Raw genomic sequence first — 16,731 nt, 5'->3', positions numbered from 1 at the left:
AGAAGAGAAGGTGTTTTAAAGTGCCTTTAATTGAAAAGAGGTATGCAGAGGCTTTAATAAATATAGCGGAGGAGCAGAAAGCTATTGAGGAGTACAAGCAGGATTTGTCCTCCATAGCTTATGTGTTTGAAAAAAATGACAGTATGAGGGAGTTTTTAAAAAATCCTGAGATTAAAGCTAAAATAAAGAAAAACACAGTTAAAAAAATATTTTCGGAAAGTGTGAAGGGCCATCTTGTTGATTTCCTTATGCTTTTGCTGGATAAAGGAAGAATAGGCCTGCTCTCGGGGATATGCAGCGAATTTGAAGTTCTGGCGGATAAAAAAGAAAACATCCTTCGCATTATTATAGCTTCGCCACAGGAGCCTGAAAAGAAGCAAATAGATTCCTTGTGCGAAAAGTATAGAATAATGTACAATGCACACTCCGTTAAGGCCAGTGTCGAGATTGACGCGGGGCTTATCGGAGGACTCAGAGTAATAATAAGGGATAAGGTGATGGACGGTTCTATAGCGGGCAGGCTGGAAGGCCTTAAGGAGTTTATAATGGGAGGCTGAAAGCGTACTGCCTGTATTTCGTATTAAAAGCAGGGCAAAAATAAAGGTATTATAACTATGTAAAATTTACCCGTTTCGAGGATAACAATGTTGACGGAATAGCAGGCCGTAAGGATGTATGCGTTTTTAGTTAATAGCTGGGGATTCACGATGGGGTTGCTGAGGTGATATAAATGAATTTAAGGCCTGAAGAAATCAGTTCAATAATAAAAGAGCAAATTGAGAACTATGGGGTAAAAGCCAAGACCGAGGATGTAGGATATGTTATTCAGGCAGGAGATGGAATTGCAAGAATATATGGGCTGGAAGGATGCATGTCCGGAGAGCTGCTGAAGTTTGACAATAATGTTTTGGGAATGGCGTTAAATCTTGAAGAGGATAACGTAGGATGTGTTATTTTAGGAAATTCCGAGGACATAAAGGAGGGTTCGCCTGTCAAGCGAACCGGTAAAACGGTTGAGGTGCCGGTGGGAAAGGCTCTTATAGGAAGAGTGGTTAACCCCATGGGCATCGCTATTGACGGCAGGGGGGAGATAAATACAGGCAGGTACAGGCCAATAGACTTTACCGCGCCCGGCGTTGTTGACAGAAAGTCTGTAACCAAGCCGTTGCAGACAGGTATTATGGCAATTGATTCCATGACACCCATAGGAAGAGGACAGAGAGAGCTTATAATAGGAGACAGGCAAACGGGTAAAACCGCTATTGCTATTGATACTATAATAAATCAAAAGGGCAAGGATGTTATTTGCATTTATGTTGCGATAGGGCAAAAGGCATCGACGGTTGCGGGTATAGTAAACACTCTTGATGAATTCGGTGCTATGGAGTATACCGTTATTGTTTCTTCAACGGCAAGTGAAACAGCTCCTGTGCAGTATATAGCTCCTTACGCCGGCTGTGCCATAGCGGAGGAATTTATGTACAATGACCATAAGGATGTGCTTATAGTATATGATGACCTTTCCAAACATGCCGTTGCATACAGAGCGATGTCTCTGCTTCTCAGGCGTCCGCCGGGAAGAGAAGCCTATCCCGGAGATGTTTTTTATTTGCATTCCAGACTTCTTGAAAGAGCTGCAAGGCTCAGCGATGCTCTGGGGGGAGGCTCCATTACCGCGCTGCCTATTATAGAAACGCTTGCAGGCGACGTATCGGCATATATACCAACAAATGTAATATCCATTACCGATGGGCAGATTTACCTTGAAACCGAGCTGTTTTTCTCCGGACAGAGGCCTGCTGTAAACGTCGGTCTGTCGGTATCGAGAGTTGGGGGAGCCGCTCAGATAAAGGCCATGAAGAAGGTTGCGGGAGCATTGAGAATAAACCTTGCCCAGTACAGAGATCTTGCCGTGTTTGCCCAGTTCGGATCGGATCTTGATAAGGCGACGCGAGACAAGCTTACACAGGGAGAGCGCCTGATAGAAACCATAAAGCAGCCTCAGTATGCCCCAATGCATGTAGAGGACCAGGTTATGGTGCTGTATGCCGCTACCAATAAATATCTTATGGATTTGCCTGTGAAGGATGTAAAAAGATTTAATACCGAGCTGATCAGGTTCATAAGAGACAGGCATCCTAAGATCCCCGAGGGCATAGCGGAAACGGGTGAATTAAGCTCTGAAACAGAAGCCTTGCTGAAAGCTGCCATAGAAGAATTTAAGACAGTATTTATTTAAAGTGGAATGCGGGTGATACCATGGCTAATATGCGTGAAATAAAGCTCAGGGTTAAGAGCATAAAGGAGATAAGGCAGATTACAAAGGCAATGAAGCTTATTGCCGCTGCCAAGCTCAAAAAAGCCAGACAGCAGCTTGAACAGACCAGACCTTATTTTGACAGGGTTAAGGCTACTATGGCGGACATCCTTCAGCACAGCGGAGATGTAGAAAACAGGTTCTTCGATATAAAGAGTGAAAAGATCGAAGTTAAAAAGGCATATATTGTAATTACGGGAGACAAGGGCTTGGCAGGCGGATACAACCATAATATTATAAAGCTTGCCGAAAGCTGTGTCAGGCAAACCCCTGACGCGCGGCTGTTTATTGCCGGGCATATGGGAGCCGCTTATTTTTCAAAAACCGGCTGCAACATAAGCCCGGACTTTGATTATGCGGTTCAGGACCCGACAGTATACAGGGCCAGAGAAATAGCGGAAATTATTTTGGACGGGTTTGAGCGCGGCGAGTTTGACGATGTGTCTATTATATATACAAAAATGATATCTACTATAAAGCTGGAGCCCACTGTAATGAAGCTGCTGCCTTTAGAGCTTAAGGCTATAGCAGCAGACCTCAAGAAGCCGGGAGATAACGGCTCCCAAATTAAGATCGATGATTCCTTGAGCTATGAGCCGTCGCCTGAGGCGGTGTTCGATGTTCTCATACCCAAATATGTAAAGGGAATAATATACGGAGCTCTTGTGGAGGCTTTTACAAGTGAGCAGAGTTCAAGGATGTCCGCGATGGACAATGCAACCTCAAATGCTGATGACATGCTTCAGAGGCTGAACCTGTATTACAACAGGGCAAGGCAGGCGGCCATAACGCAGGAGATTTCTGAAATAGTTGGAGGGGCTGCCGCGCTTAAGTAAAGTCTTAGCTTGCTTAAAATATAGGTGTTAATATCGAATAATTTTAAAATGAGGTGAATTTATGGAAGAAGGGACAACTGGGAAAATAGTCCAGGTAATTGGACCTGTAATAGATGTTAAGTTTGAAAGCGGGTTGCTTCCTAAAATTTATAATGCCCTGAAAATTAACAACGGGGACAGCGGCATAACTGTTGAGGTGATGCAGCACCTGGGAAACGATACCGTAAGATGTGTTGCAATGTATTCCACAGACGGATTGGTCAGGGGAATGGACGTTGTTGATACGGGAGATTCCATTAAGGTTCCGGTAGGCAAGGAGGTGCTCGGCAGGGTTTTTAATGTGCTTGGAGAGCCCGTTGACAAAATGGGGGATATAAATGCCGCCGAGTATTGGTCGATACACAGAAAGGCGCCCGGCTTTGAGGAGCAAATGCCTGCAGCCGAGATGCTGGAGACGGGAATAAAGGTAATAGACCTTTTGGCGCCCTATGCAAAGGGCGGTAAGATAGGCTTGTTCGGAGGAGCAGGGGTTGGAAAGACGGTGCTTATACAGGAGCTTATAAGGAATATTGCCACAGAGCATGGCGGGTATTCGGTTTTTACAGGTGTGGGAGAGAGGACCAGAGAAGGAAATGATTTGTGGAATGATATGAAGGATTCGGGAGTTATAGAAAAAACGGCAATGGTCTTCGGACAGATGAATGAGCCTCCCGGAGCCAGAATGAGAGTGGGGCTTACAGGGCTTACAATGGCGGAGTATTTTAGAGATACTCTTGGACAGGATGTTTTGCTGTTTATAGACAATATTTTCAGATTCATTCAGGCTGGCTCGGAGGTTTCGGCACTGCTTGGAAGGGTGCCTTCTGCGGTGGGATATCAGCCTACGCTGGCTACCGACGTGGGTGAGCTTCAGGAAAGAATTACCTCTACAAAGAAGGGATCGGTTACATCTGTTCAGGCGGTTTATGTTCCTGCCGATGACCTTACTGACCCCGCTCCCGCCACCACATTTGCACATCTTGATGCTACAACGGTGCTTTCAAGGCAGATAGTGGAGCTTGGAATTTATCCGGCGGTTGACCCTCTTGACTCCATTTCAAGGATTCTTGATCCGCGTATTGTAGGGGAGGAGCACTATTCTGTTGCAAGAAGAGTTCAGGAGGTTTTGCAGAGATATAAGGAGCTTCAGGACATTATTGCCGTTCTTGGAATGGATGAGCTTTCGGAGGAGGATAAGCTTTTGGTTTTCAGAGCGAGAAAAATACAGAGGTATTTATCCCAGCCATTCTTTGTTGCGGAGCAATTTACGGGATATCATGGCAGGTATGTGCCTATAAAGGAAACTATAAGAGGATTTAAGGAAATTTTGGATGGCAAAATGGATCATGTTCCTGAGAATGCTTTCTTTATGAAGGGCACAATAGACGAGGTTTATGAGGAAGCGGACGGGATGTAAGGGGGTGTAGCTTATGGCTGCTGTATTTTATCTGGAGATAGTAACACCTGAAAGGAAGTTTTTTTCAGGTGAGGTTGAAGCGGTTATATTGAGAACCCCCGACGGCGAAATGGGAGTGCTTAAGGATCATGCGCCCATGGTAGTTGCTGTGGACATAGGCCCCATAAAAATGAAAAGGGACGGGGAATGGATTGAGGCTGCTCTTGGTGAAGGCTTTATGGAAATTGAAAAAAATACCGTAATTATTTTAACCGATACAGCCGAATGGCCGGATGAAATTGATATAGCAAGGGCTAAGGCTGCCGCGGAGCGTGCTGAGGAGCGGTTGCGCAAGGGAACAAGCCGTATTGAGCATATTCATTCTAAGTCTGCAATGGCAAGAGCGGTTGCTAGGCTTAAGGTTGCAAAGCGGATTAAATAGAAAAGCATCCCTTTTAAGCAAAATATCCCGCTGGCAGTTTAGGCCAACGGGATTTATTCTTTTAATACCATTTATTGTAGGTGTTATAAACTTTTTTTGCATAAAGCTTGGTTTTTTGAGGGATAGAGCCTGATTTTACCGAGACATGCCAGTCAGATATTTTTTTGTAAGCGGCTTTCATAAGCTGCTGAAAATTTTGTCCTTCCTCGGGATATGTCACGCATACAGAGTAGAAATAATTCTCAAAAGCTTCTCCCTGCTTCTTAAGGTTTGAATCTATACTCTCCTGAATTTTGGTGTTGCACAGCCCTGCATATCCACGGTCGGTAAGAGGCAGCACAACAAGTATATCGCTTCCCTTATTAAATATTAAGGTATCGGGAATACCCAGCATAGGCGAAATAGTATCTATTGCAATACAGCATGAGGCATTGCTTTTTTCTTCAAAGGATTGGTTATCCTCAGTGCTTTGGATGGGATGGAGCAATGTGATGACTACTATGGAAAGAGGATTTTTTGTTTCCTCCGCCATGTATAACTGCTTTTCCATAAAAGAGTCAAAGCTCATAACTATGCTTTCTATGCTGCCGGTATCATAAAAGAATTTTTTTTCAAGCCTTATAAGGCCTCTTATAGAGTTCTCGAGACGGTTTGAATTATAGGGTCTGATTATAAAGTCACTTGCACCGTGTTTAGCCGCTAAGTTTCTGTATTGAAGCTTTTCTACCTTGGAAATTATAACTGTGGGAACATTTTTGCCAATGCCGGCTTTTATGCTTGCCAGAAGCTCAAAGCCTTGATCTTCGGACGGGAAAGCGATATCCATTACAAAAAGAGATATATTTTCCAGATTGTCTGTTTTAGGCTTGAATTCATCTATTGAGCATATCTCAATAACTTCGAAATTTCCCATAAGTCCAAGGACATGCTTTACCTTTTCTCTTTCAAAATCCGCATAGTCCAATATAACAACTGTGCCGTCCACTTAAATGCACCATACCTTTTTTAGAATTTACAATCTACTGTCAGTATATCGGCTTTTTATGAGAAATTATGAATATAATTAATGATTTTTAAGTGTTAGGGTCAAATTCAAAGGTGTTTTTCACTATACCGGGAAGTATGCTGTACACAGGGCAGCCTATCTTTGCGTCAAAGTGCCTGCGGCAGTTGAGTATTTCTTTCCACTTCAGTATTGAATATTCATTGGTGCCGTAGCGCAATGCCACATCAATCATTCTTTTTTCCACAAGGGTGAAGCCGCTAGGCAGCGCAAGATAATCGCAAAGCTGAATAAGCCTGTCATACTCATTGTATTCAATTCCCGACAAATAGCTGTCCACAAAGCTCTTCATATTATCAGGACAGTCCCATTTTGCCACGGCTGTACCGATGTCCTTCACGGGAAACGAATGCGTAAGGCATATTCTTGCCGCGTCATCAAAGCCCTTAGCGTGAAGGAACTTATATCCGTCCAGTATATGGCGCATCTGGTGCATACCCTCGCGTCTTCCTATGTCATGAAGCAGCCCAAGTATATATGCATTTGAGCTGTCAAGCTCAGGGTGAAGCTCTGCAATAGCTCCGGCGGCCCGGGCTGCATAAAAGGAGTGATCACACCATGGGCCGGGATTCATGGCTTTGGCTTCATTCATTAGCTGCAGAGCTTCTTCAAGTTTTGGTATCTTCATTTATTCATTCTCCTAAAAACTTTTTACGCTATAATTATACTATGCTATAAGCTACAATAAAACAATTATGTAATATATTAAACAATTTATTTTCAACGAAAATGTTTTAAAAATACAGCTATATAGGAGGCGATAAAGATTTTACAAACATAGAGGCTATAATTGCTTACAGAAATTTTTAACTACAACGAAAAGACGCCTTGCGGGGAAATGTCTCACGGGTCTGTCATCAGGCGCTTTTCTTAGATGTATTCCTTACGGGTCAAAAAAATTTCTTTCATCAAATTATATCCTCCATGTAAAATCTTTATTGCTAAATATATAATTTAAACGTTTAAGCAGTTTTTAATTTAAAAAAATTTATTGACAAGTTAAATAAGGCAGTGTTATACTTCTCATGTAATCTTTGAAAGGAAGGTATTTTGGGAGTTATGATTGAATAATTCTTTTTTGGACTTAATTTAATCAAGGCTGTTAAGCTTAATTTATTTAAAAGCTGAAGCGGATGTTTCTTCCCAATTAGAATGCCTTCTCTGTCTTTAGGATGGTTCCTTTGCAGTGTCTTAAATGCAGATTTGCCCGTTATCTTAAAAGTATAAATATAAATTAGCGATTTTAAAGCTGAAAGTGTCTGCTTTTGTCCTGAAATTTATACTACATCTGTAATACTTGAGGGTTTTCTTACGGAAGTGAAATATTATATCCCCTTCAGCACGCTGAAGGGGGTTTTTATGCCTGTGCCTAATTAACAACTTTATTTCACAATAGCCATTGGTTTATTGGGGAAATATATCGGCTTTGCATATTTGAAGAATAGGAGAGTATATTTTAAGCTATGAATAACAATTGGAAAAGAAATATAGTGCTTTTTTTAGCCAGCCAGACGATATCGCTTTTTGGAACCTCACTTGTACAGTATGCCATTGCGTGGTATATTACGTTGAAAACGCAGTCGGGAGTAATGATGATGATATCTATTATCTGTGGGTTTATTCCTACATTTGTTCTTTCTCCCTTTGCGGGGGTATGGGCAGATCGGTATAACCGCAAGCTGCTGATTGCCTTATCAGACTCTATGATTGCTTTAGCCACTCTTGTTTTGGCAATAATGCTTTTTATGGGTCATGACGCTATCTGGCTGTTTTTTGTCATGTCAGCGATACGTGCGGTGGGGACGGGGATTCAGACGCCTGCTGTGGGTGCGTTTATTCCCCAGCTTGTTCCCGAGGATAAGCTTATGAGGGTGAATGCCGTGAATGGAAGCATACAGTCGTTGGTACTGCTGGCTTCTCCCATGCTGAGCGGCGCACTTATGTCTATGGCCAGCATTGAGTCAATATTTTTTATAGATGTCATTACGGCCACTGTTGCTGTTTCAGTACTGCTTTTATTTCTGCATGTGCCCGTACATGCAAAGGCAAGTGAAAAGCAGCCAATCAGCTACTTTAGTGATATGCGAAAAGGGTTTAACTATATAAAAAGTCATGAATATGTCAGAAGATTCTTTTTGTACTGTGCCGTTTTCTTTGTGATGGCGGCGCCCGTCGCTTTCCTGACACCTTTGCAGGTATCACGCAGCTTTGGAAATGATGTGTGGAGGCTGACCGCAGTAGAGATAGTTTTTTCAGTGGGCATGATGGCGGGAGGTATTTTTATGGCTTCGTGGGGAGGCTTTAAAAACAAGGTATATACAATGGCATTGTCCAACCTTGTCACCGGAGCCTGTACCGTTGCTCTGGGAATAGTTCCTGTATTTTGGATATATTTATTGTTTATGGGGTTGATAGGAGTTGTAATGCCGGTGTTTAATACCCCGTCAATGGTTTTACTGCAGCAAAAGGTGGAGGAGGAGTATCTGGGAAGGGTGTTCGGTGTTTTGACGATGATATCAAGCGCCATGATGCCGTTGGGAATGCTTGTATTCGGCCCCATAGCCGATTTTGTCAAAATAGAATGGCTGCTCATAGCAACCGGCCTGATGCTGTTTGCCGAGGGCGTTTTCATGATGAGGGACAAGGTTCTGGTCGCTGCCGGGAAATAGGCTTGCGCTAAACCGAAGATTAATATACATCGGGCAATGCAAGACTTGATAAAGTGAATACACAAGGCCCTTCCTTTGCGGAAGGGCCTTTGCTGACTACTCTTCATCTTTTCTGTCCGGGGCAGGAGCCACCTTTTTCCGCCTCTTTCTGAGGAAATAGTATACTGCCGCCGCAATTGCCGACAGCGGAATAATAAACGGAAGGGCCGAAACAATAAATATAAGCAGTCCCTGAGTCAGCGTCCAAAGCTGCTTAAGAGAGCTGGTGAAGCCGAAGTACATGCGGCTGAAAAGCCCCTTGCCGGAAGCCTCGGGTTGTATTTCGCCCACTTCCCTTATACTGACCTCCACAGTGGAGAAGCTGACAAGCGAATCCCATTTTTTTATCGTTCCGGTATGGCTTTCTATTTGATAGAGAGTGCTTTGAAGTTCCTTCTCAATGGCAAGTATGTCCTCCATCTTTTCAGCCTTTTGAAGCAGTGACAGCAATCTTTCGTGCTGGATATTCAGGGACTTAAGACGAGCCTCAGTGTCAAAATAGCTGTCGGTGATGTCTTCTCCCCTTGACTGCCTGAAAACAACGGTACCGAATTCATTAAAGTCGTCAAAAAGCCCTGCGTATTTATCCTGAGGGACTCTGAACGTAAAGAATGCGTTTTTAAGAGAGCCTATGCCACGGGCTGAGGTTCGGTTCCCGCTTATGGAGGAGCTTTCGGTATAACCCCCGACAGAGGCTATATATTTGGTAATAGCGGAAACCGACTTTTCAAATTCAAGGGTTTCTATTTGTATTTCCCCGGTCTGAATTATTTTATGCCCGGAATTTATCTGCGAAGAGGCGGCATTAAAAGCTTGGGGACTGCCGCCTGAATCCCCGGCGCTTTCGGAGGGCCTGCTTTGAGGAGATGCTGAGGCACTTTCCGTTTTCACGGCCACTTCGGCAGAAAAATCCGAATGGCCTTTAGAGCTTCCGCAGCCACTCATGGACAGAATGACAACCGACAGGAGCAGCAGGGTGATAATTGCTTTTTTTAACATACTATCCCACCTTATTTGTTTTATTTCTTGGACGGAAAAAGGTGAGAAAAGTTCCCTTTGTTATAATCTGATTAAGGATACATAAAATCCAGACGGGTCACCGAGTCTATCAGATATGCGGAGGTCTGGGATCCGGGCGCTCTGTGCCTGTTTAGAGCGTTGATAATACCGTCTGTGTTTCTTATTCCTATTCCGTGACCGTAGTATGTGCCGTTCCCTAAATCTATTGCATTTTCTCCCTGCCATTCGGGAGTTTCGGGGTTGACATCGGGGTTTTTAAAGTATCTGCAATCCCCGGGCAGGTAGTCGGGAACTGATCTGTAGGTCGCAATATTAAGCTTTCTATCTAAATTCTGCCAATCCATAAGGTATATATATGGGAATGTTATATTAAAGGTGTTGTCGTTCAGTATGTCTGCCAGTGCCTTATAAAATACAATAACCATTGCCGTTGCACATTCGGTGCCATACTTTGAGCTGCTTCTGTAAATATCCCTTATAGCGGATGCCGGTTTGGCTCCGGGCTTTAGCTTAAAGCCTCCCTCATCTGTTCGTATCCAGTAATCGGTATTGCACTTGGATTTTCGGAATATTCTAAAGGAGAAGCTGGTTCTGCTTAAGTCCTTTGATGCGTTTATAATTTTTATCCGCAGGTTAATTGTAAACTTAAGCTGATCCAAAGAGGTGAAATTATAAACATTGCTGCTGGAGGAAAGTATGTCTATAATTTTTCTTCCCGGACTGCCTGGAACATATTCCAAATTAAGTGAATCAATATCTGCCGCACTGCCGGATATTTTAATCATTAAAGGCACCTCCCATACTTTTGGCGTATGCAATCTGCTGCTCAATGGGAGATTTAATCCACTCGTTCCACAGACTGATTCTATTTTTGTGCAATACTGATGAGCAATGTGAAAGCAGTACCCTCAAAGAAGGCTCCAGCTTATTGAAGCTTTTTGCGAGCTGCTTTTGCTCGGGGGTTAGCTGGACGGATATTTCTCCGCTTTCACAGCATACCGGTTCACAAAGATACTTTGCCTCTATGGATACAGTATAGGGTATGGGACTGCTTCCCTGATGAAGGCTTTCTCCGGTGTAATAAATGAAGGGATAATTTTCAGTTATCCAGTTAATGCACTCGGAATGCTGGCGTATATTGCTTTTGCCCTTTCCTAAGGCTATGCAGGGTATGAAGCTGAGAAGCTTTCTTGCAAGTTCCACGTCCTTGGGCTCATCTGACAGCAGCCTTCCTGCAATCATTATCAGAACATTGGGGTCACGGGCTTCAAATGCGGCCCATATAAGGTCATATGTAAAGCCTTCTCTCCTGTGCCTCTGAAATATCATATCCACAATGACATCCAATACAGTCTTATCTCTATATGATTTTACAAGCAGAAGAGCAGCGGTATCAACCACCTCCTCCTTCTCGTTGTCAAAGCCCCTGTCAAACCGTGAGCTTTCAATAATCCATTTAAGAGATGAATAAACAGACTGTCTGGACTTTTCCGGGAGACTCCTCATATTCATTGGCGTTCTATGGAGTACCCTTTCGCACAGATCTAAAGCCTGTTTATTTTTTTCATTAAGGTATTTATATAAATTAAACCTGCTAATCTCCTGCTGTAACGCAAACAATGAAGAAAATTGAAGATTATCACTATTTATAAGACTCACAGCCTTGCTTATACTGCTTCTGGCTGTGCTGCAAAAGAAGTTTTTCAGCGTCCCATTCCCGCCGCCGCACCTCATTTTGTCCAAATCGCTTAACCGGCTGAAATCCTCAGAATCGATGGGCATACCGCTATTCCCCCTGCTTTATCATATTGATCTATAACTATAGTATGCAGAATAAAAGTAAATAGTTCATACGCTCCAGCCGGACTGTAAGAAATTCGTAAGGTTTTTGTCAGGCTGCCTGTAAGTTTTTGCTGGTATTATCTATATAGGACGCGATAAAGATTTTACAAACATAGAGGATATAATTGCTTACATCAAGTTATATCCTCCATGTAAAATCTTTATCGCTACATATATATTAGAAAGGTGGGTGATTTTATATTATAATTAAAACGATAACGTTACCGGGGGAGAAGGGGAATGTACAATATCTTGGTGTGTGATGACGACAGGGCTATCGTGGATGCGCTGGAAATCTATCTTAAGCAGGAGGGCTATGAGGTTTATAAGTGCCATGACGGGCTGGAGGCTGTAAAGACGGCGTTTGAGAAGGATATACATCTTATAATACTGGATATAATGATGCCGGGTCTTGACGGTTTTTTTACAACTGTGAGGGTAAGGGAAAAAAAGAATATCCCCATTATCCTTTTATCTGCAAAATCTGAGGATACCGATAAAATAACCGGACTGAATTTCGGTGCCGACGACTATGTAACCAAGCCCTTTAATCACCTCGAGCTTCTTGCGAGGGTAAAATCCCAGCTGAGAAGGTATACTCAGTTAGGAAGCATGGAGCAAAAAAACGGTGTATTGAAAACGGCGGGACTGGAAATAGACGATGAGCTTAAGGAGGTAAGGGTTGACGGGGAACTTGTGAGGCTTACGCCTATAGAATACCGCATTGTCAAGCTGCTCATGGAAAATATGGGCAGAGTGTTTTCTATTAATGAGATATATGAAAGGGTATGGAACGAGCCCTCCTTTTCTGTTGAAAATACTGTTGCGGTACATATAAGGCGCATACGTGAAAAGCTTGAAATCAATCCTAAGGAGCCAAAATATGTTAAGGTGGTGTGGGGAATTGGATATAAAATTGAAAAATATTAAATACTCAAAGGCGGCAAAGAGGGTGTCGGTATTTCTTATATGGGCGGCCTTCGCCGGATTGTTTGCTTCAATGGTGTTTGTGGCATGGCATTATGATGGGCTGAGGAAGGAAAATTATTTTGAAACACATAAATACCAGCGAGAGTTTAGAAATAATGTATCTTATGCCTTTAACTATGGAGTTACACTGAGGAGTGAGGAATATATAAGGGGCGGTAATACAATTACCGAGGAGATGGTGGAGCAAGGGAAAAGGGAGCTGGCTGAGGAAAAAAGGCAGAAAGCGGAAGAGGCTGAGAGAATGAGGATTGATATAGCCGGTGAGCCTATAGATATCATACTAGAAGGCTATGAAACAGAAAGCCGGGAGAGTAAAAACAGTGATAAAAAAGCCTTAGGCTCAGGTGAAACCACAGTGTCAAATGCCACTGTTCCCAGCGTGGAAAATGGGGAGGTGACCGCGGAAGAGATAGAGTTGCTGAGGCAAAAAATAATTAAGGAGCATCTGGAAAGATTTAAGGAAGTGAAGGCAGAGATTGATTCTTGGGTTAATTTCATGTATATGGTGGTTGACGTTAGAACCGGAACTGCCTTGACAAATGTAGAAACCGGCAGAGGCTTCAATGTTGCGGATACGGCAAGTAAATTGAAAGCGCAGAAGGTTTATGTGCATTTAGCCGGGAGCTATGAAGAAGCTGTTCCCTTAAATTTTATTCATAACGTTGATCCCGGTTTAAGCAAAGCTTTGGAAGGAACGGGGTTTGAGTTGTACGCCGCAGTGGAGGAGCCGCTCTCTCCTGGAGATGCCTTTTATGAGGCATGGCAAATGCATTCAACTGCTCATAAGCTCATGCCTGCTTTTATTGTCATAGCCAGCCTGTCCTTTATTATAGGACTTCTGTGCTTCATCTGCCTTATAATTTCCGCAGGGCGCGGCGAGAAGGGCGGACAGGTGAGGCTTAAGCGGGTTGACAGGCTCTATAATGACATCCATACCGCGCTTGTCATATTTGCTGCAGTCATTTCATGGCTTTCGGTTAAAAATTTTTATGATTGGCGGAATATCTGGGAGCTTGCGGGGGTGTTCGTTATTTTGTCTGCCGACCTGCTTATAGCACTGAGCTATATCTTAAGCATGGCAAGACATATAAAGAGCGGTTCGCTTATAAAGCATACCTTAATCTACAACCTTTCAAGGACGGTTATAAAGTTTGTGAGATTTTGCTTCAATGTTAAGTTCAGGCTTGTAGTAATATTATTCCTTCTTGGCTACGGTCTTATGAATGGCATACTGTTTGCCGCCATGATAATTGACGGGCACAATACCGGGCCTTTAACGCTTGTATTGCTTATACTGCTGAACATAATTTCGGTGTATCTGGTTTTGAAGGCGCTGGTGTCTTTGTCGGATATAATGAACTGGGTAAAGGGAATATCGGGAGGCAATCTGGAGGTATACCTTGAAAAGCCCAATGCTTCGGCTGCCTTTGCGGGCTTTGCATGGGATATTCAGAATATACAGTCAGGACTTAGGAAGGCTGTTTTCCAGGCTGTAAAGGGGGAAAGGCTTAAGACGGAGCTTATCACGAATGTGTCTCACGATCTTAAAACTCCTCTTACTTCAATTATCAGCTATGTTGATCTTCTTAAAAAAGAAAGCCCTGAGGGCGGGGACACTAAAAGGTACATCGAAATACTTGACGAAAAATCATTAAGGCTGAAGCAGCTTATAGAGGATTTGATTGAGGCATCCAAGGTCGCAAGCGGCAATATCGCGGTAAGCCTTGATGGGGTTGACCTCCACGCCCTTATCATTCAAGCTGAAGCAGAGTTCAGGGACAAAATAATTGACAGGGGCTTGGAAGTTCGTATTAAAGCAGCTGAAAAGCCCGTAATGATTTATGCCGACGGAAGGCTGATGTGGAGAGCATTGGAAAATTTACTTTCCAATGTAGTAAAATACTCCCAGAAAAACTCCAGAGTTTATATAGATATTGAGCATACGCCGGAACACGGGGCTATAACAATAAAAAACATTTCCGAAAACCCCCTTGATGTTGAGCCAGAACAGCTTGTGGAACGCTTTGTAAGAGGGGAGGAGTCACGCACCACCGAAGGCTCCGGCTTAGGGCTGTCAATAGCAAAAAGCCTTGCGGAGATACAGGGAGGCAGGCTTGATATCGTTATTGACGGGGATTTGTTCAAGGCTAGCATAACCATGCCCCTGGTAAGAGAGCCGGAGACGTCCGAAAAGAGCCTTATTTCTTGAGGCCTTTTTATTCTTCGGGGGGATTTGTAACTCTTTCGTATAAATAAGCTCTGTTGTAATCATTGCCGTAAAACGGAACTGTGGCATAGCCGACGGGGTTAATGAGATCCATTCCTTTGGACTGGATTTCAAAGGATATGCCCGAAGCATTAAGAACAGTAGGAGCGACGTCTAAAAAGCACGCCGCCCTGCTTTTCTCATGATATACCTGCCGGTCGGGAGTTATAATAATAAGAGGCACAAACTCAAAATACGACCCGTCTGTTTCAAAGGAGGCCTGTGTATACTCGGGAGTAATAATATTGGGGGTATGATCTCCGTATATTATAATATAGGTATTTTCAAAGCGGGTGCTTATCTGCTCTGCAAAGTCCTTTATCGCGCTGTCCACATAGGATATTGAATTAAAGTAGTTTTTAACCGTTTCATCCTCAATGCTATCGTACAAATCGTTTTTATAATAGTTTTCCGCATTGGTAAACGGCATATGGCTGGTCATGGTTATTATATAGGAGATAAATGGCTTTTCCTCATTTTCCATTACTCTCAGGGCAAAATCAAAAACCTCATGGTCGGGAGCACCCCAGCCCTCGTCCTCCATTCCCATGGCATTAATATCATAAAAGGTGTCAAAGCCCATTTTATCAAAAGCCACATTGCGGTTATAGAAGCTTCCTGTGTTTCCGTGAAAGGCATAGGAGGCATAATTCGCCGAACTAAGCCTTTTGAGCATTGAATTGGGGTAGCTGTAGTCGGACAGCTTTATGGACGGAAAATTCCCAAGCGGTTCTACACTGTTGATTACGGAAAATTCGCTGTCGGAGGTGCCTCCCGACTTGTGGTAGCTCATGGTATAAGGATAATATACGCTGCTTTGCGAAACGCTATGGAGATAGGGAGCTATATATTTTCCCTTATATTTATGGTTTACCACATTGGAGTCCATAGATTCAACCTGTATAATAACAAAATTGGGTTTTGCCGTTTCCTTGGCGGTTGCTGTTATTGTGCCTCCATATTTTAAATGCTGTATATGGTTTTTGCCACCCTTATTTGTTATGATGTCGCACAGGCTGTTGGCAAGGGTGCCATATTTTTCTACAATGGCTGACTCATATGCCGAATAGTCCTTTGAAAAATGTACAATTGAGCTTCCGCTGTACAGGCTCCAGCCTTCTGCGGCCGCAATGAGTACTGCCGGGGCTATAAGTATATATTTAAGGTAAGGCCCCAGTACAGTCTTAAATGTTGATATTTTTTTATAGGTTATAAGCACATATAAAAATAACGGCAGGTCTAAAATAGCCGTCAAGAGGTTGTTGTTCCATGGTATGGTAAAGTGCTTTACCGAAGTGATGCCCTCGGTAAAAAGAGCGGTTACCTGAAATAAATGCAGGTAATTGCGGAAGTAGTTGTAGTAGCACAGCATTGTAATTATATATGCAGTCTGTATTATATATGCAATTACAATAACATGAGGCTTTTTAAAGGTTAAAGAGGTATAAAATACAAGCACCGTAAAAAGCAGTGTAAAAAAAAGCTTATAGGCAAATGTCCATACTGTTTGGGACTCCATAATCAAAAAGTTAAACATTGTAATTTTAACTGAGTTTAATAATATGAAAAATACAACAACAGCAGAAGCAGCTCCCGCGCTGATTCTCCGGGAGCTTTCCGTAACATCCGGGCATATGGCCTTGCCTGACTGGGCTGTGATATTCAAAAAAGATTCCCCCTTACCTAAAACAAAATGTTAATCAATATACACATGAATGAAATTGAATTAGCCTCTAAATACAAAGTACAAGTAGTTATTATACAGCAAAAAAACTAAAAATTACAGAGCCTTTTGTGAAGGAGAATATAGGC

The 16,731-nt window shown here is 42.9% G+C and carries 14 protein-coding genes; 8 read left to right on the top strand and 6 right to left on the bottom strand.

Going from position 1 to position 16,731, the window contains the following annotated elements; translation table 11 throughout:
* Nucleotides 1-20: 20 nt before the first annotated feature.
* From atpH to DFR58_RS13265, 5 genes are all read left to right on the top strand, one after another.
* Nucleotides 21-557, top strand: a complete 537-nt coding sequence (gene atpH / locus DFR58_RS13285) for an ATP synthase F1 subunit delta (RefSeq protein WP_114298345.1) — start codon at nucleotides 21-23, stop codon at nucleotides 555-557.
* A 173-nt stretch (nucleotides 558-730) separates the two neighbouring features.
* On the top strand, nucleotides 731-2,239 hold the full coding sequence (gene atpA, locus DFR58_RS13280) for a F0F1 ATP synthase subunit alpha (RefSeq protein ID WP_114298344.1): 1,509 nt from the start codon (nucleotides 731-733) through the stop codon (nucleotides 2,237-2,239).
* A 20-nt stretch (nucleotides 2,240-2,259) separates the two neighbouring features.
* Nucleotides 2,260-3,153 (top strand): ATP synthase F1 subunit gamma, encoded by an 894-nt coding sequence (atpG, locus tag DFR58_RS13275; protein WP_114298343.1) that lies wholly within the window; start codon nucleotides 2,260-2,262, stop codon nucleotides 3,151-3,153.
* Between the two features lie 61 nt (nucleotides 3,154-3,214).
* On the top strand, nucleotides 3,215-4,609 hold the full coding sequence (atpD, locus tag DFR58_RS13270) for a F0F1 ATP synthase subunit beta (protein WP_114298342.1): 1,395 nt from the start codon (nucleotides 3,215-3,217) through the stop codon (nucleotides 4,607-4,609).
* A gap of 13 nt (nucleotides 4,610-4,622) precedes the next feature.
* On the top strand, nucleotides 4,623-5,030 hold the full coding sequence (locus tag DFR58_RS13265; protein WP_114298341.1) for a F0F1 ATP synthase subunit epsilon: 408 nt from the start codon (nucleotides 4,623-4,625) through the stop codon (nucleotides 5,028-5,030).
* Between the two features lie 61 nt (nucleotides 5,031-5,091).
* Here the strand turns inward: DFR58_RS13265 and DFR58_RS13260 are convergent, their stop codons facing one another.
* Both DFR58_RS13260 and DFR58_RS13255 read right to left on the bottom strand, forming a co-directional pair.
* On the bottom strand, nucleotides 5,092-6,015 hold the full coding sequence (locus DFR58_RS13260; protein ID WP_114298340.1) for a response regulator: 924 nt from the start codon (nucleotides 6,013-6,015) through the stop codon (nucleotides 5,092-5,094).
* A gap of 88 nt (nucleotides 6,016-6,103) precedes the next feature.
* Nucleotides 6,104-6,721, bottom strand: a complete 618-nt coding sequence (locus tag DFR58_RS13255; protein WP_114298339.1) for an HD domain-containing protein — start codon at nucleotides 6,719-6,721, stop codon at nucleotides 6,104-6,106.
* 835 nt (nucleotides 6,722-7,556) lie between these two features.
* Between DFR58_RS13255 and DFR58_RS13250 the strand changes: the two genes are divergently transcribed.
* A complete protein-coding gene (locus tag DFR58_RS13250) occupies nucleotides 7,557-8,762 on the top strand; it encodes an MFS transporter (RefSeq protein ID WP_114298338.1) in 1,206 nt (401 codons plus the stop codon).
* 96 nt (nucleotides 8,763-8,858) lie between these two features.
* On the opposite strand, the gene DFR58_RS13245 is transcribed toward DFR58_RS13250, so the two are convergent.
* The 3 genes from DFR58_RS13245 to DFR58_RS13235 all read right to left on the bottom strand — a co-directional run bounded on the left by DFR58_RS13245 (nucleotide 8,859) and on the right by DFR58_RS13235 (nucleotide 11,603).
* Nucleotides 8,859-9,800, bottom strand: coding sequence for a DUF4349 domain-containing protein (locus DFR58_RS13245; protein ID WP_114298337.1), 942 nt, complete (start codon nucleotides 9,798-9,800; stop codon nucleotides 8,859-8,861).
* Nucleotides 9,801-9,871: 71 nt separating this feature from the next.
* Complete coding sequence (locus tag DFR58_RS13240) at nucleotides 9,872-10,606, bottom strand: protein-glutamine gamma-glutamyltransferase (protein WP_114298336.1); 735 nt, start codon at nucleotides 10,604-10,606, stop codon at nucleotides 9,872-9,874.
* Nucleotides 10,599-11,603, bottom strand: a complete 1,005-nt coding sequence (locus DFR58_RS13235; RefSeq protein ID WP_114298335.1) for a hypothetical protein — start codon at nucleotides 11,601-11,603, stop codon at nucleotides 10,599-10,601. Before DFR58_RS13235 ends, DFR58_RS13240 begins: the two co-directional genes overlap by 8 nt.
* Before the next feature lie 300 nt (nucleotides 11,604-11,903).
* Between DFR58_RS13235 and DFR58_RS13230 the strand changes: the two genes are divergently transcribed.
* Nucleotides 11,904-12,593: a response regulator transcription factor gene (locus DFR58_RS13230; RefSeq protein WP_114298334.1), complete on the top strand. Its 690-nt coding sequence runs from the start codon at nucleotides 11,904-11,906 to the stop codon at nucleotides 12,591-12,593.
* Nucleotides 12,568-14,862: a sensor histidine kinase gene (locus DFR58_RS13225; RefSeq protein ID WP_170138150.1), complete on the top strand. Its 2,295-nt coding sequence runs from the start codon at nucleotides 12,568-12,570 to the stop codon at nucleotides 14,860-14,862. Before DFR58_RS13230 ends, DFR58_RS13225 begins: the two co-directional genes overlap by 26 nt.
* Nucleotides 14,863-14,869: 7 nt before the next feature.
* Here the strand turns inward: DFR58_RS13225 and DFR58_RS13220 are convergent, their stop codons facing one another.
* Entirely contained in the window at nucleotides 14,870-16,585 is a 1,716-nt protein-coding gene (locus DFR58_RS13220; RefSeq protein WP_114298332.1) for an LTA synthase family protein, read from the bottom strand.
* Nucleotides 16,586-16,731 lie beyond the last annotated feature (146 nt).

The organism is Anaerobacterium chartisolvens (assembly GCF_003337415.1).
GTDB classification, from domain to species: Bacteria; Bacillota; Clostridia; order Acetivibrionales; family DSM-27016; genus Anaerobacterium; species Anaerobacterium chartisolvens.
The sequence above is the reverse complement of the archived record's forward strand: the minus strand, read 5'-3'. Positions and strand labels throughout refer to the sequence as shown.

Excerpts from the sequence above, each read along its gene's own strand:
- atpD (WP_114298342.1), top strand. The coding sequence starts at position 3,215 with ATGGAAGAAGGGACAACTGGGAAAATAGTCCAGGTAATTGGACCTGTA.
- atpA (WP_114298344.1), top strand. The coding sequence starts at position 731 with ATGAATTTAAGGCCTGAAGAAATCAGTTCAATAATAAAAGAGCAAATT.
- DFR58_RS13250 (WP_114298338.1), top strand. The coding sequence starts at position 7,557 with ATGAATAACAATTGGAAAAGAAATATAGTGCTTTTTTTAGCCAGCCAG.
- atpG (WP_114298343.1), top strand. The coding sequence starts at position 2,260 with ATGGCTAATATGCGTGAAATAAAGCTCAGGGTTAAGAGCATAAAGGAG.
- DFR58_RS13265 (WP_114298341.1), top strand. The coding sequence starts at position 4,623 with ATGGCTGCTGTATTTTATCTGGAGATAGTAACACCTGAAAGGAAGTTT.
- DFR58_RS13240 (WP_114298336.1), bottom strand. The coding sequence starts at position 10,606 with ATGATTAAAATATCCGGCAGTGCGGCAGATATTGATTCACTTAATTTG.
- DFR58_RS13235 (WP_114298335.1), bottom strand. The coding sequence starts at position 11,603 with ATGCCCATCGATTCTGAGGATTTCAGCCGGTTAAGCGATTTGGACAAA.
- DFR58_RS13255 (WP_114298339.1), bottom strand. The coding sequence starts at position 6,721 with ATGAAGATACCAAAACTTGAAGAAGCTCTGCAGCTAATGAATGAAGCC.
- DFR58_RS13245 (WP_114298337.1), bottom strand. The coding sequence starts at position 9,800 with ATGTTAAAAAAAGCAATTATCACCCTGCTGCTCCTGTCGGTTGTCATT.
- DFR58_RS13230 (WP_114298334.1), top strand. The coding sequence starts at position 11,904 with ATGTACAATATCTTGGTGTGTGATGACGACAGGGCTATCGTGGATGCG.